7 protein-coding genes are annotated in these 15555 nt (G+C 65.4%); 2 read left to right on the forward strand and 5 right to left on the reverse strand.

Annotation, left to right across the window (positions count from 1 at the left end):
* Nucleotide 1: 1 nt before the first annotated feature.
* On the reverse strand, nt 2-1171 hold the full coding sequence (locus ACLBKU_RS01585; protein ID WP_410177776.1) for an acetyl-CoA C-acetyltransferase: 1170 nt from the start codon (nt 1169-1171) through the stop codon (nt 2-4).
* Nucleotides 1172-1316: 145 nt separating this feature from the next.
* Nucleotides 1317-1856, reverse strand: coding sequence for a hypothetical protein (locus ACLBKU_RS01590; protein ID WP_410177777.1), 540 nt, complete (start codon nt 1854-1856; stop codon nt 1317-1319).
* A 260-nt stretch (nt 1857-2116) separates the two neighbouring features.
* Between ACLBKU_RS01590 and ACLBKU_RS01595 the strand changes: the two genes are divergently transcribed.
* Both ACLBKU_RS01595 and ACLBKU_RS01600 read left to right on the forward strand, forming a co-directional pair.
* Entirely contained in the window at nt 2117-5230 is a 3114-nt protein-coding gene (locus ACLBKU_RS01595) for a TonB-dependent receptor domain-containing protein (protein WP_410177778.1), read from the forward strand.
* A gap of 402 nt (nt 5231-5632) precedes the next feature.
* The gene (locus ACLBKU_RS01600; RefSeq protein WP_410177779.1) at nt 5633-8518 is read left to right on the forward strand and encodes a TonB-dependent receptor domain-containing protein; all 2886 of its coding nucleotides are present in this window, start codon (nt 5633-5635) and stop codon (nt 8516-8518) included.
* A gap of 229 nt (nt 8519-8747) precedes the next feature.
* Here the strand turns inward: ACLBKU_RS01600 and ACLBKU_RS01605 are convergent, their stop codons facing one another.
* The 3 genes from ACLBKU_RS01605 to ACLBKU_RS01615 all read right to left on the reverse strand — a co-directional run bounded on the left by ACLBKU_RS01605 (nt 8748) and on the right by ACLBKU_RS01615 (nt 15125).
* Nucleotides 8748-9266 carry a hypothetical protein gene (locus tag ACLBKU_RS01605; protein ID WP_410177780.1) on the reverse strand — a complete coding sequence of 173 codons (519 nt, stop codon included), beginning with the start codon at nt 9264-9266 and terminating at the stop codon, nt 8748-8750.
* 201 nt (nt 9267-9467) lie between these two features.
* Nucleotides 9468-11462, reverse strand: a complete 1995-nt coding sequence (locus ACLBKU_RS01610; protein WP_410177781.1) for an alpha/beta hydrolase family protein — start codon at nt 11460-11462, stop codon at nt 9468-9470.
* A gap of 174 nt (nt 11463-11636) precedes the next feature.
* On the reverse strand, nt 11637-15125 hold the full coding sequence (locus ACLBKU_RS01615; RefSeq protein WP_410177782.1) for a TonB-dependent receptor domain-containing protein: 3489 nt from the start codon (nt 15123-15125) through the stop codon (nt 11637-11639).
* Between the last annotated feature and the right edge of the window lie 430 nt (nt 15126-15555).

Here is a 15555-nt window from a genome sequence, read left to right on the forward strand (position 1 = left end):
ATCAGAGCGCCTCGATGATCGTGACGTTGGCGACCCCGCCGCCTTCGCACATCGTCTGGAGGCCGTACTTCTTGCCCCGCGCGCGCAGGGCATGGACGAGGGTCGCCATCAGCTTGGTGCCGCTCGCGCCGAGCGGGTGGCCGAGCGCGATCGCGCCGCCGTTGACGTTGAGCTTTTCGGGGTCCGCCCCGGTGTGCTTGAGCCAGGCGAGCGGGACCGAGGCGAAGGCCTCGTTGACTTCGAACAGGTCGATGTCGTCGATGGTCAGGCCCGCGCGCTGGAGCGCCTTGTCGGTCGCGAAGAGCGGCTCTTCGAGCATGATGACCGGATCGCCCGCGGTGACGGTGAGGTTGTGAATGCGCGCCAGCGGCGTGAGGCCGTGGGCCTTCAGCGCCGCCTCGCTGACCACCAGCACCGCCGAGGAGCCGTCGCAGATCTGGCTCGAGGAGGCCGCGGTGATCGCCCCGTCGGGGGAAAGCAGCTTGACGCCGGAAATGCCCTCGAGCGTGGCGTCGAAGCGGATGCCCTCGTCGACGGTGTGCATCTGGGTGCCTTCGGGGGTCTCGATCTCGACCGCGACGATCTCGCGCTCGAAGGCCCCGCCCTGGGTCGCGGCGATCGCCTTCTCGTGGCTCGAAAGCGCGAAGCGGTCGAGGTCGTCCTTGGAAAAGCCGTGCTTCCTGACGATCATCTCGGCGCCCATGAACTGGCTGAAGTTGATGCCGGGGAACTTCGCCTCGATGCCTTCCGCCTTGCTGAGCAGGCCTTCCTTGGCGTGGAGCGTGACGTTCGAGCCCATCGGCACGCGGGTCATGCTCTCGACGCCGCTCGCGATCACCACGTCCTGCGTGCCGCTCATCACCGCCTGCGCGGCGAACTGGATCGCCTGCTGGCTGGAGCCGCACTGGCGGTCGATGGTCACCGCCGGGGTCGACTGCGGGAGCAGCTTCGAGGCGAGCACGCCCATGCGCCCGACCTGGAGCGCCTGCTCGCCGGCCTGGCTGACGCAGCCGGTCACCACATCGTCGATCGCCTTGGGATCGATCCCGGAGCGCTCGACGATCGCGTCGAGCGACTTTGCCAGCAGGTCCACCGGGTGCACCCCGGCGAGACGCCCGCCGCGGCGGCCGCCGGCAGTGCGGACGGCTTCGACAATGTAAGCAGTTGCCATGAATCTCTCCTCCAAATCGGACCGGTGAAGGCCCGCGCAGGGCGAAATCGGTTGCGCTTCGCCACTCGCTTGCCCCCCGCCTATTGAAGGCGACGGGGCAAATCAAGCGTGAGAAAGGAGGTGTCGTGCCCGTTGTGCCAGGGGCTCAGCCCACGCGCCGCACCCGGATCGCGCGCCGCCCGCCGATGCTCGCCCGGTAGCTGCCGAGCGCGGCGCTCTCGATGCGGACCACGTCGCCCGGCTTTGGCGTGCCGAGCACCGCCTGGTTGTCGATCTGGAGCCACTTGGCCCCGTTCGCGAGCGTGAAGGTCGCGCGCCCCGAGGCGTCGAAGCCGAAGCTCGCGAGCGGCTCCTCGACGCGGTCGATCTCTTCGGCCTCGGTGCCGTCGCGCTTGCCGAACAGGCCGATCTTGGGGAGCGTGAAGCCGAACAACCCGCGGCGCGCCTCCCTGATCTCGGCCTGCTCGACAATCACCACCCGCTCGGCCTTCTCCGCCTCCTCGAGCGCGCCGACCTCGCGGTCGTAGCAGGCAAGCCGTTCGGCCTCGCTGGCAATTGCGCGGCAGGCGAACACCGCCTTGGCCGCACCGCCCTGGTCGGGCCCGTCCTGCGCCCATGCAGCGCCCCCCGGAACGAGGAGAAGGGCGGCAAGAGCGCCGAGCGCGCGGCTTCGGTTCGATGGCATGGCGATGCTGCTCCCTCGGGGATGGGCCTTCGCGGATTCAACCGCCGGGCCGATCCCAACTTGCTTATGTATCAAATGATGCAGGCTGGAAGATATGTGCCTTTTGAGACACATGTCTTGATAATCCGCTCTCCGACAGCCGTCCGCCGATTTCTCTAATCTCGATTAGGGAGCGCGTCCGTCCCGGCCTGCCATGCGCATGATCCATGGATCACGCGGTGATCCGTGCCCCCAGAAAAGATATCGGAGGACGTTTCCCAATGACAAAGTTTGCCAGTCTCAAGCTGGGCGTGGCGGGAGCGGCGCTGAGCGTCGCCTTGGCGGCCAGCCCTGCACTCGGGCAGGATCAGACCGCCGAGGAGGCCGGGGACGAAGGCGCGGCTGCCGAACGCGGCATTGTTGTCACAGGCTCGCGCATCGCGTCGCCCGAGGCGACCTCGCCCGCCCCGCTCCAGGTCGTCAACCAGCAGCTCATCCAGGACTCGGGTGTCGTCAACATCCAGGAACTGCTGCTCGAGAACCCGGTGTTCGGCACCCCGACCCTGAGCCGCACCAACTCGGCCTTCCTCACCTCGGGGACGGGCGTCGCGACGATCGACCTGCGCGACCTCGGTTCGGACCGCACCCTGGTGCTGATCAACGGCCGCCGCGTCGTATCGAGCCTTGCGGGCTCGGCCACGGTCGACCTCAACGTCATCCCGACCCAGTTCATCCAGCAGGTCGACATCCTCACCGGAGGCGCCTCGTCGCTCTACGGTTCGGACGCGGTCGCGGGCGTGGTGAACTTCATCTACCGCACGGACTTCGAAGGTCTCGAAGCCAACGCACAGTACGGCCTTACCGAGCGTGGCGATTCCAACCGCCTCCAGGCGAACGTCACCGCGGGTGCGAACATCGCCGACGGCCGCGGCAACATCATGGTCCACTTCGGCTATTCCAAGGAAGACGGTCTGCGTTCGAACCAGCGCGCCAACACCCGCGTCGACGACATCGACGGCCTCTACACCGGGGGCAACTTCGGCGAATCGAGCGCGCCCTTCTTCTCGGGCTTCACCCCGCAGGGCAGCTTCATCACCGGCCAGCGCCGCAATGATGCCGGAGAGGTGATCGGTTCCTTGTACACCTTCACCTACGGGCCGAACGGTGTGCTTCAGCCCTGCATCATCACCAATGGCGCGACCTGCAACAGCGGGCGTCCGGCGATCGCCGACGATCCGACCACGCCGCAGAACGAAGCCGCGGCGGCCGTGCCGAGCATCGGCACCGGCGTCGGGCCGACGGGCTTCAACCGTCAGGAGTTCCGCACCCTCGCGGTGCCCGTCACGCGCTACACCTTCGCCGCGCGCGGCACATACGAAGTCGCGAACGACGTGGACTTCTTCTTCGAAGGCACGTTCAACAACACCTCCTCGTCGCGCATCATCGAGCCCTTCGCGCTCGATTCGGGCGGCGCCAACGGGGTGTTCCCGAGCGGTGCCGGGTACAACATCGAGAACCGCGCAAACGTCGACCTCAACGGCAACGGAACGCTGGATCCCGGCGAGTTCGGCGTCATCGTCGCCAACCCGCTCGTACCGCAGGCGATCCGCGACCAGGCGGTCGACACCAACGGCGACGGTCTGCGCGACATCGGCTTCCAGCGTCGGCTTTCCGAGTTCGGCCCGCGCAGCGGCACGACCGAACGCAACTTCTACCGCTTCGTGGTGGGTCTCGAGGGCGGCCTGTTCGACAACCGCTTCAACTGGGACATCAGCTACAACTACGGCAAGGTCACCGAGAACCAGACGTCCTCGGGGCAGGTCAACATCCCGAACTTCCGCGACGCGCTCGCCGTCCGCAGCGAGGTGGGTGACGAGAACGGCAACGGGATCGCCGGCGAGGCGATCTGCATCAGCGCGGAAGCGCGGGCCAACGGCTGTGCCCCCGCCAATATCTTCGGGGCCGGGAATGTCTCGCAGGCTGCGGTGAACTACATCGCCGCACAGGGAACCTACCAGACCGGCATCGAGCAGCAGGTGGTGCAGGCCAACCTGTCGGGTACGCTGATCGATCTTCCGGCAGGCCCGCTCGGCCTCGCGGTCGGGGCTGAATACCGCAAGGAATCGTCCTTCTCCGACAACGACGCGCTCACCAATGCCGGCCTCAACGGCGGCAACGTGCTGCCCGACACGCGCGGCTCGTTCGACGTGAAGGAGGCCTACGCCGAAATCCGCGTGCCGGTGCTCGCCGACAAGCCGTTCTTCCAGTCGCTCGACTTCAACTTCGCGGGCCGCATCTCCGACTACTCGACGGTGGGCACGGTCTACAGCTGGAACATCACCGGCACCTGGCAGCCGATCGAGGACATCCGCTTCCGCGGCACTGTCGCCGACGCGGTGCGCGCGCCGAACGTGGGCGAGCTGTTCTCCGGCCTGTCGCAGACCTTCCCGAGCGGCCTGCAGGATCCCTGCGTCGGCATCGGCGCGTCGGGCGGCGGCGTTCTGGGCGATGCCTGCCGTGCGGCCCCGGGCGTTGCGGCCAACATCGCGGCGAACGGCGTGTTCACGCTGAACCAGGCGGACCTTCAGGGGATCTCCGGCTTCGACGGCGGCAATCCCGATCTGAACGAGGAAACCGCGCGGTCCTACACGGCGGGCGTGGTCATCAACCCGCGTTCGATCGATTCGCTGCGCAACCTCACGATCACGGCCGACTACTACAACTACCGCATCAGCGACGTGATCTCGGGCTTCCCGCGGCAGTTCACGCTCGACCAGTGCTACGGGCAGAACAACCAGACCTTCTGCTCGCTGATCACGCGCCGTGCGACCGGCAGCGCAGTCAACAGCCCCGGCTCGATCGACCTGATCAACGCGCTGTCGGTCAATGCGGCGGTGCTCAAGACCTCGGGCGTCGACGTGACGGCACAGTGGTTCACCCCGCTGGGCCTGACCGAAAACGACCGGCTGACCCTGCGCGGGGCCTACACCCACGTGATCCGGTACGACTTCTTCTCGCTGCCCACGGAGGATCCCGATCGTTCGGACGGCGAGATCGGCACCGCGAAGGATCGCTTCACCGCGAATGCCGCCTACCAGAACGACGACCTGCGTCTGACCTTCACCGGCACGTTCATCGGCGCGTCCTATGTCGATGACCAGTTCGACGGGCCGCGCGCCTACAAGGTCGGTGCGGAGTTCTACCTTGACTCGCAGCTCAACTTCTTCGCCGGCGACAAGTACGAGTTCTTCGTCGGCGTCGACAACCTGCTCGACAACAAGGCTCCGAACATCCTCACGCAGATTCCCGGCAACGTCACCGGCTCGGATACGGCCGCAGACGTCTACGACGTGTTCGGCCGTCGTTACTACGCCGGTATCCGCCTCAAGCTGTGATCGCCTGAGGCTGCATCCTCCGAATACCCGAGCGGCGGGGCCCCCAGAGGTCCCGCCGCTTTTTTCGTATGTCTGCCTGTTGCGCCACAGCAACACTGCTAGGCAGGCGCGGCTCCGATACGGGCGAGTATAATCTGTGGCAAATAGGTTACATATCCCGAGTTTATGACCTGGATTAGTAACCTGACCTTCCTTTGTTGCTGGGTTTGGGCGATTTGGACACTCCAGGAGGGCCGATCGGAAGAGCCCGTCCATCCGCTTATCGTGAAGACACGCCCGCTCAAGCCCCTTGCAGGCGCCTGCGCTGCTTTCTTCACGATGTTTAACAGAGGAAATGACCAGATGACAAAGACAGGCAGTCTGAAGCTTGGCGTAGCCAGCGCGGCGCTGAGCATCGCACTGATGGCAACGCCCGCTTTCGCGCAGGACACCAACGCATCCGTCGAATCGGAAGCCGAAGCGCCCACCAGCACCATCGTCGTGACCGGTTCGCGCCTCGCGCGCCCTGAACTCGATGCCTCGAGCCCCGTTGCCGTGATCGGAGCGGAAGAGTTCCAGATCCAGCAGACCGTCAACGTCGAAGAAGTTCTCAACGATCTTCCGCAGATCGTCCCCGCGACGACCGGCGTCTCGAACAACCCGGGTGGCGGGATCGCCTCGGTCGACCTTCGCGGTATCGGCACGCAGCGCACCCTCGTGCTCGTCGACGGGCGTCGCTACATCAACTTCGGCACCGACCAGACGGTCGACCTCAACACGATCCCCGCCTCGCTGATCGAGCGCGTCGACGTCGTCACCGGCGGCGCGTCGGCCGTTTACGGGTCGGACGCGATCGCGGGCGTGGTCAACTTCGTCCTCAAGAAGGACTTCGAAGGCGTCGAGGTCAATTCGAACCTCGACATCTCGGAGCAGGGCGACGGCAAGCGCTACAACATCGATGCGACGATCGGCGCGAACTTCGCCGACGGCCGCGGTAACGTGGTGCTCCACGTCGGCTACAACCGGCGTGAGTCGGTTTTTGCCGGCGACCGGGCCGCGACCCGCGTTTCGTTCTCGGACGTCAGCAACGGTCAGGGCGGTCGCACGCTGATCCCCGGCGGTTCGTCGCTGATCCCGTCCTTCCGCGTGGGCATTACTGGCCTTGCGCAGCGCCTCGGTCTCAGCAACGGCGCCAATGACGCGGTTCGCTTCGACCAGAACGGCAACGCGGTTCTCTACAATGCGAACACCGACCTCTACAACTTCGGTCCGGTCAACTACCTGCAGGTCCCGCAGAAGCGCATCATCGGCTATGCCAAGGCCGACTACGAGGTCTCCAGCCACCTGACGACCTACATCGAAGCCACCTTCGCGAACAACCGCGTCGACACCGAACTCGCGGCGACCCCGATCGGCAACACCACGCCGTTCCGCGGCGGTTCGCTCGGCTCCGCTTTCGCGATCCACGTGTACTCGCCGTTCCTCGGCAGCGCCACGCAGGCTGCGCTGCAAGCGCTGGATACCGATGGTGACGGCTACGTGAGCTCGGGCGCCTATGGTCGCCGCTTCCTCGAAACCGGTTCGCGCAACCAGGCCGACGATCGCAACGCCTACCGCGTGCTCGCCGGCGTGAAGGGCAACATCACCGGCAGCTGGGATTACGACGCGTACTACTCGTACTCGCGGACCCGCAACTCGCAGGTGCAGGAAGGCAACATCCAGCTGTCGGCGTTCCTCGCCTCCACGCGGACGGCCTTCCGGGCTCCCAACGGCACGATCAGCGTCACCCCGGTTGCGGGCGGCACTCTGGTCTGCGCCGATGCTGCTGCGCGGGCCAACGGCTGCGTCCCCGCCAACGTCTACGGCGAGAACAAGGTGAGCGCAGAGGCGGCAGAGTACCTGTCGATCTCGGCGACCAACCTGACGCAGGCCAGCACCCAGGTGGCTTCGGCGGTCATCACCAACAACGATCTCGCCGATCTCGGCGCGGGCGGCATCGGTCTCGCCTTCGGCGTCGAGCATCGCCGCGAGGCCGCGAAGTTCCAGCCGGACACCTTCCTCGCCTCGGGCGACGTCGGCGGCTTCAACGCCGGCAACCCGACCACCGGTGCCTACAACCTGACCGAGCTCTTCGCCGAACTCAACGTTCCGCTGCTGGCTGACCGTCCGTTCTTCGAACGGCTCGAGGTCAACGGCGCGGCCCGTTTCTCGGACTACTCGAACGGCGTGGGCAGCGTGTGGACCTATGCGGTCGGATCGACCTGGGAGCCGGGCGCCGGCCTCCTGTTCCGCGGCAACTACCAGCGCGCCATTCGCGGGCCGAGCATCAACGAACTGTTCGGTGGTCAGACCGTCAGCTTCGACGGCGCGGTCGACCCCTGCCAGACGGCTGCGGCCGCCACCGGCACGCTGCGCACGCGCTGCATCGCCTCGGGCGTTCCGGCATCGGTGGTCGGCACGAACTACAGCACGGGTGGCACGTCCTTCCCCGGCCTCGTCGGCGGGAACCCGAACCTGTCGGAAGAGCGCGCGACGACCTGGACCGTCGGCGGTGCATTCACTCCTGACTTCTTCCGCAACTTCTCCCTGACCGTCGATTACTACAACATCGAGATCAAGGACTACATCGGCACCGTCGGCAACCAGAACATTGCCAATGGCTGCTTGCTGCAGGGGATCGACGATTTCTGCAGCCTGTTCACCCGTTCGCCCAACGGCGAGTTCCAGCAGTTCGTCAACTTCAACCGCAATGCCGGTTCGTTGAAGACCGACGGGATCGACGTGGCTGCCCGGTTGAAGGTTCCGCTGGGCTTCGGTCTGGCGTCGGGCAACGACGCTCAGCTCGAATTCGCCTTCAACGGCACCTACCTCATGACCCTCGACTATGTCGCGGTTGCTGGCGTGACGCCGGTCAACGAGTGCGCCGGCCGCTTCGGCCGCGTGTGTTCGCGGACCGTGTCCTTCGCCCCGACTCCGGACTGGAAGCACACGCTGCGCACGACCTATCGTGACGGGCCGGGCTTCCTCTCGCTGCAGTGGCGCTACATCGGCTCGTCGACCGACGAGGATCGGAACACGCTCTACGCCGTCGAGCGTCTGCGGAGCGCCAACTACTTCGACCTGACCGCCGGGATCGACGTGAACGACAACCTGACGTTCAACTTCGGCGTGCGGAACCTCTTCAACAAGGGCTTCCAGCCGATCGCGTCGAACCAGCAGGGCGGGAACGGCCAGCAGTCGAACACCTACCCGACGCTGTACGATCCGCTCGGTCGCTACTTCTCGGCTTCGGCTACCGTCCGGTTCTGATCCTCGGACGTTAGACCGAAACGCGCATAGGGATGGGGCGGGAGAGCGATCTCCCGCCCCATCTTCTTTGGACTGAGGCCATGGCGGATCGCCTGCTGCGCGGCAGGCACGGCGACAGCCGCAGGCTCCCGCCCACGTACGCCCGAGCGAGCTTTCGCTCGCGAGACTACCTTACCTTCAAGCTGCTCCGGCCCTGCCAGGGTGCCCCACCTGAGCCGTGCTCTGGCCGTCAGTTCTCGCGGCGCACGCGAATGGCCGTTGCACCATTGATGTTGGCGAGGAAGCTGCCCATCGCGGCTTTGCGGATACGGATGGTATCGCCGACCTTGGGTCTGACGACGCGCGTGTCGGATTGGACCCATTTCGCTCCGTCCTTCAGGATGAAGACGAACTTGCCGGCGGGATCGTATCGGATGGCAGCGATGGTGCTTTCGACCTCGCTTACCTCTTCCTCGCCACCTCGCGAGAACAGCTTCAATTGCGGCAGCGTGAGGCCGAAGAGACCACGCTTGGCCTCCTGCACCTGTTCCCGGTCGACCACGATGAGGTCGTCACGCGTCCGCGCAGCTTCGAGCAGGCTCACTTGCTTGTCGTAACAATCAAGGCGCGCCTCGCGCTCTGCGATGGCTCGGCAGTCGAGCACCTCCTTGAGCGCTGCAGGAACTTCGCGTTGATCCTGAGCGAAGGCAGCTCCCGCAGCGAGGGCCGCCGTCAGGCAGCCTGCGATCATCAGGTTGGACCGGAACATCGCCGCAATACTCCTCTCGCTGCTTCGCAAGCCCCGTGCCTCGCCTCAGAGCGACAGCCTTATCGCTCCCGGCGGCGACTTATGCAATCGCGGCGCGATGTCGGCGCGGATGCCGGCCGCGGCGCCCTGGGTCGCGCGGACAGGCAAAGGGCCCGGCCATCGCTGGCCGGGCCCTTTCTCGTTGGCAGGGGCTCGCCCGGCTTACAACCCGCCGGGCCCGCAGTCGTTGGCCAGATAGTCGAGCATCTTGGTGTAGAGCTGCTGCTGGTGGTTGAACATCAGCGTGTTGTAGAAGTGGTCCGCGCCCTCGAGCGTCACGAACTCCCCGGTCTTGCCGGCCGCCTCGAAGGCCTTCTGGTACTCCTTGAAGTGGTAATACTGGACGCGGCGATCGACGTTGCCGTGGATCATCAGCAGCGGGATGTTGACCTTGGCAATCTCGTTCATCGGATTGATCCCGATCGTCCCGCGGCGGCGTTCCCACTCGTCCAGTGCCTTGAGGTCGGCGTTGCGGCGGCCGAGATACTGCTTCTCGGGGTTGGCCACCGCCGCGCCGGCGATCGCACACTGGTAGAGCTGCGGCTCGCGGCTCAGCGAGACGAGCGCCGCGTAGCCGCCGTAGGACCAGCCGAAGAAGGCCACGCGGTTCGGATCGACGAGACCCTGGTCGATGAGGTATTTCACCCCGTCGTCCTTGTCGTCCTGCATCTTGCCGCCGTGCTCGCCGTAGCCCGCGTCGAAGTGCTTCTGGCCCCAGCCCACCGAGATGCGCTGGTCGGGGTGGAACACCATGTAGCCCGCATTGGCGAGCATCTGGCCCCACTCGTCGTAGCCGACCATGCCGTTGACCTGCGGACCGCCATTGTGCTGCACGATCAGCGGGAACGGCGGCTTGCCCTTTGGGATGGTGATCCAGCCCGGGATCATCAGCCCGTCGCGCGCCGGGTAGCGGATATACTTCACGTCGGCGAGCTGGTCGGGGTTGAGCAGCGGGTTGCGGCTGCCGAGCTTGGCGAGCTTGCCGTCCTTGACCAGCCAGAACGAACCCGGATCGTGCGGGCCGCGGTTGGTGACGACCATCGATTTGCCGTCGAGCGAGCGGCTCGCGATCGAGACCTGCCAGGCGTAGGGGATCTGCTGCTCGAGCGCCTCGTAGAGCGCCTTCTCCTCCTCGTCGAACCAGTGCCGCTCCATCTTTGCGCCCGGGTAGCGCGCCGCGACGAGCTTGCTGGTGCCGGGGATCGAGCTCAGCTGGATGCCCATCACGTCCGAATCCTCGGCCTGGAACAGCTTCTTGCCGACCTTGCCGGTGGTGAAGTCGAACTCGTAGAGCGCCGCCTTGTCCTCGCCGTTGAGGTTGTCGATCAGGTACCCGATATTGGGGTCCTTGGGATCGAAGCCGGCAACGCCGACGAAGCCGCCGAGGATGCGGTAGAGGTTCTTGGGATCGTTGAGGTCGAGTTCGTTGAGCTTGGTCCAGTCGCTGTCGCCCGGCTTGCGGTAGTAGGAGATGATCTTGCCCGCGCCGAGGTCCTGGATTTCGGTGTAGCGCGGATTGCCCTCGTCATCCCAGGTCGAGACATAGGGGATCTTGCCCCCGCCGCGCAGCACCAGCGAACGGGTGCCGTTCCTGAGGTCGAACTTGTAGTAGGAGCGCGGCCGCACCGCGGCGTAGGGATCGACCCCGGTGCCGTCGGCGACGATCGCCCCGGTCGCGACCAGCACGTGATCGGGATCGTTGGGCAGCAGGTTGACGATGCTGAAATTGCCGTCGACGTTGCTGAACTTGTTGGCCGAGAGGCTGTAGGCGTAGGTCTTGTAGTCGCGGACGTCGTCCTCGGGGCCCTTCACGGTCTTGCGGTTGACCTGCCAGGCCGCGCCGAAGATCACGTCGTTGCTCACCCACTGTGCGCTGACGATCTCCATCGGATCGGCATTGAGGCGGCGCAGCGGCTTCGACAGGTCGGCGGTGTCGTAGATCTCGAGGATGTATTCGCCCTCCTTGCTCTCGACCTTGTGGACCAGCAGGTGCTTGCCATCGGGCGAGATCTGGACCGCGTTGACGACGTCGCGCAGCGCCCAGACGTCGATGGGCACGCTCCCCTGCGCCTCGGCGCTCTGGGGCGCGGCAGCAACGAGGCCGAGTGCGGAAGCGCCGACGAGGGCGGCGGCGAGCGTGGCTTTGAGGTGTTTCATATTGCGAGCGTTTCCCGGGGACACGAGGTTGAGACCAGCAGGCGACGTCGGCCGTGGTGCGCCTTGAGGAAGGGGGCGGCGCGGACCGATTACCGCCGTCATTAAACGGGAAATGCGGCCCCTCGGTCAATACCGCGAGGCCGCACTTCCTTTGTCATTCAGGCCATTCGTCGATCAGAAGCGGTACAGCACCTGAGCGAAGAACTCGCGGCCGTCGAGATCGTAACCGTTACCGATCGCGGCATTGGCGATGGCCAGCACTTCGCTGCTGTCGACCAGCGGCGGCTTGCGGTCAAACAGGTTGGTCACACCGGCGATGATGCGGAAATCGCCGTTGTCCCAGCGCAGCGAGACGGCATGCTCGAAGTACTCGCCGGTGAACCCGACGTCGCGGCAGTAGATGTTGTCGCCCGCGACGACCCCGTTGGGGGTCGTGCCGGTGCGCGAACCGCCGCCGAGACAGGTATCGCCGAAGAAGCCGGTGGTGGGCTGACCGTTCGGACCGAAGCCGAAGGCATCCGAGAACGGATCGACCCCGTCCGGATCCTGAGCCACCGCGCCGATGTAGCGGGTCTGCCAGGTCAGGGTGAAGTCGTTCCAGTTCGCCGCGAAGGTCGCGCGACCGATCCAGCTCGGGAAGCCGAACTCGCCAGCGAAATCCTCGGTGTCGACGTCACCATTGTCGTTGGTGAAGGTGCTCGAACGCTCGATCAGGTGGTTCGCGGTCAGGTTGAGCGAGAGCTTGATCTCGTCCTGACCGATCATCACCGGGTAACCGAAGGTCGCGTTGAGGTCGATGCCGCGGACCGATTCCTGGTCGAGGTTGAGGAAGCCCTGGAACACGTCCGACACGAGGCGACGATCGATGCCCGAGACCGTGATGCGGTCGCAGAACGGGCTGCGGGTGTTATCGTCGCGGGTGTAGCAGTCATTGAGGATGAACTGCGCGCTCGGCTCGATGATCGACTGCTTCAACTTGATGTCGTAGTAGTTGAAGTTGAAGGCGAAGCTAAAGCCGCTCGCCCAGTCTTCCTCGAACGCGAAGCCCGTGGTGATCGAGCGCGAGGTTTCCGGATCGATGTCCAGCGAGCCGCCCGAGGTGATCTCCACGCTCGAGGTGGTGAGGGTGTTCAGACCCTGGGCATCGATACCGACGCGGGTCGGATCGCGGCCTTCGCGGCGGCAGTTGGCGAGCGTCTGCTGGTCACGCGGATCCTGCGAGGCGATGTAGCCCACGGCCGGGTCGAACGCGGCGTTCGGCACGGCGCAGGGATCGGTCAGGGTGAGGAAGCCCGACTGCGAGCGCAGGAAGTTCTCGCGCAGGTTCGGCGCACGGAACGAGGTCCCGTAGTTGAACTTCACCAGCAGCGGGGCGACCGGGCGCCAGCCCGCGCCGAGCGCGAAGGTGCCGTTGGTGCCGTAAAACTCCTCGTCGGTGATACGGCCGGCGGCCTTGACCGTCAGTTCTTCCACCAGCGGCTTGCCGGCCATCAGCGGCGCTTCGATTTCGCCGTAGAGCTCGCGGATCCACTTCGAACCCGACGCACCGGCGTCGGCGAAGAAGCCGAAGAACAGGCCGTTCGACGCCTGGAAGTTCGGATCCGACTGGATCTTGTCCTCGCGCCATTCACCGCCGAGCACCACGCCGACCGGGCCGGCGGGAAGCTCGAACAGGTCGCCGGTCACGTAGGCCGACAGCATGGTCTGCTCGTAGGTGGTGTCGAAGCGACGCTTGTCGAAGATGTAGGCCCGCTCGGCCGCGCTGATGTCGCCGACGAAGGCGCCCTGCAGGCTCTGCGAGAACATGTTGACCGGGGTGCAGCCCTGCAGGAGGTCGGGCGCGGCCTTGCTCGGGTTCGCCAGACGCGCGCCGTTGCAGACGCCGATCCACTGGGAATCGCCGAAGAAGCCGTAGACCGGCAGGTTGTTGTCGTAGTCGTCAGCGATGCCGTCACCGTCGTTGTCGACGATGCCGTCGCGGTTGTAATCCGCCGTCGGGTCGAGACCGAGCGCCAGCGCGAGGCGGTCCTCACGCACGCCGTCGCGGGTCGACTTGCCGACCGAGCGCGAATAGGTGCCCGCCACCTCGAAGGTCCAGCTGGAACCGATGAAGGGCAGGTCGCCGCGCACACCGAGGACGCCGCGGTACTGTTCCTGCGTGACCTCGTAGTTGTTGCGGTCGCCGCGGATGCCGACGATCGGCTGCACCGGCAGCGAGAAGCCGGTCGACAGCGGACGGGTGTTGCCCGCGAAGACGTTGGGGTTCAGACGACGCTGGAAGGCGTTGTCCGCGGCCCGGCAGTCGACGCCGTTCGGATTGATGCGCGACCCGTTCGGGTTGGTCGCGATGTTGCAGGGGTTGAACGGGTTGAGGTCAGGCACGAAGGGGAAGATCTGCGGCTGGCCGGTGTTCGGGGCCGAGATTTCCGCGCGGGTGAACTGCGCCTCGAAGAAGGGCGTGATGTTGGCGTCGCCCTCGAAGGTGTATTCACCATAGGCAAAGCCGTTGATCAGCTCCTGTCCCGAGATGAAGGTCGTATCCAGCGTCTCGGGGTTGTTGTTCGAGTTGTTGTTGTAGTCCTGGAAATCGACGTCACGGCGACCGTCGCCGTTGAAGTCGACTTCGCGGTTGCCGAGGCCGGTGTTCTCCGAGAAGTCGGGAAGCACGTTGCCGGCACCGGGCTTGTAGTAGACCGAACCGACGCGGCTGTTGTCGATGAAGATACGGCCGGAAAGACCGCCGATCTTGCACTCGCTGTCCTTGGCGGTGATCGCACCGCCCGAGTTGCGGCGGATCAGCGCGCTGTCGCGGATGCCGAGCGTGCGGATATTGCCGTTCTGGTCGATTTCGCGATGCGCGTCGCAGCCGACGAGGAAGTCACGGTCGCGGAAGCGAACGAGATCGCGCTTCTGGTACTCGACCCCGATGCCGAACACGGCGCGATCGGTGTTGAAGCCCCACGCGCCCGAGATGCTGTAGTCCTCGCCCGCGCCCTGCGGATTGAGGTCGCCGTTGGCCTGGATTTCGAGGCCGTCGAAATTCTTGCGCAGGATGACGTTGACCACGCCTGCGACCGCGTCCGAACCGTAGACCGACGAAGCGCCGTCGGTGAGGATGTCGTAACGGTCGACGAGCGAGGCCGGGATCAGGTTGATCGACGGGTTCGCCGGCGCACCTTCCGCACCCGAGGGCGCGAGGCGGCGGCCGTTCACGAGGATCAGCGTGCGGTCGGCGCCGAGGCCGCGCAGGTTGAGGGTCTGCGAACCCGGGCCGTTGTTGAGCACGAAGCCGTTGAAGGTCGCGTCGATCTGCTGACCGGCGGCAGCTTCCGAGCGCTGCAGGATCTGCGCCGGATCGAAGGCGCCGACGGCCTGGAGGTTCTCGGTCGAGAGCACCTGGAGCGGCGAGATCGAGGTGTAGGTGTCCTTGACGATACGCGAACCGGTGACGACGATACCGCCCTGCGGCTGGGTGCGGCCGGTGGCGTCGGTCGAGACGTCGACCTTTTCTTCCTCGCCATCGGTGACGACGCCCGAAGGCTCCTTCTTCTGCTCGGCTTCCTGGCCCTTGTCCTGCGCAAAGACGGGGCCGGCGATCACGAATGCGAGCGCCGAGGCCGAGAAGGCCAGCGCCTTGATCGAATTGCTGTGAAATTTCTTCATGGTCACTCCAGTTGCCCAAACCGGAGACGCAACGGCAAGGGCGCGGAGCCTGCCACAGGATTCCCCTGTGTGGCCGGCCGTAGCGCCAAAGATTACCGCGTTCAGTCCCCGCTGTGCCGGTTTTGTGCAATGACGTAGCCGCCGTGTCAAAGCGGCCCCGCTCCGGTCCCAACCTTTTTCCGGGGGTGTTGCGTTAATCCCACATTCAGCCGACAAGGCAGCGAAGCTTGCGCAACAAAATTATATTTCAACTTTATGAATATGCATTCATAACCGAGGAACTGCGCAACAAAACGGTATGCTTTGTGAATATGGCGCTTTGTTGTTCCTTTATTGCGCGCTCTCGCATGGCCGCAAAAGGCGGGGCGCGAGTCGCCCGTCGCGGCCGGATGCCGAAAACAGGGAAGGCCCCGGAACACCCGGGGCCTTC

The organism is Erythrobacter sp. NE805, from assembly GCF_046452355.1.
Taxonomy (GTDB): domain Bacteria; phylum Pseudomonadota; class Alphaproteobacteria; order Sphingomonadales; family Sphingomonadaceae; genus Erythrobacter.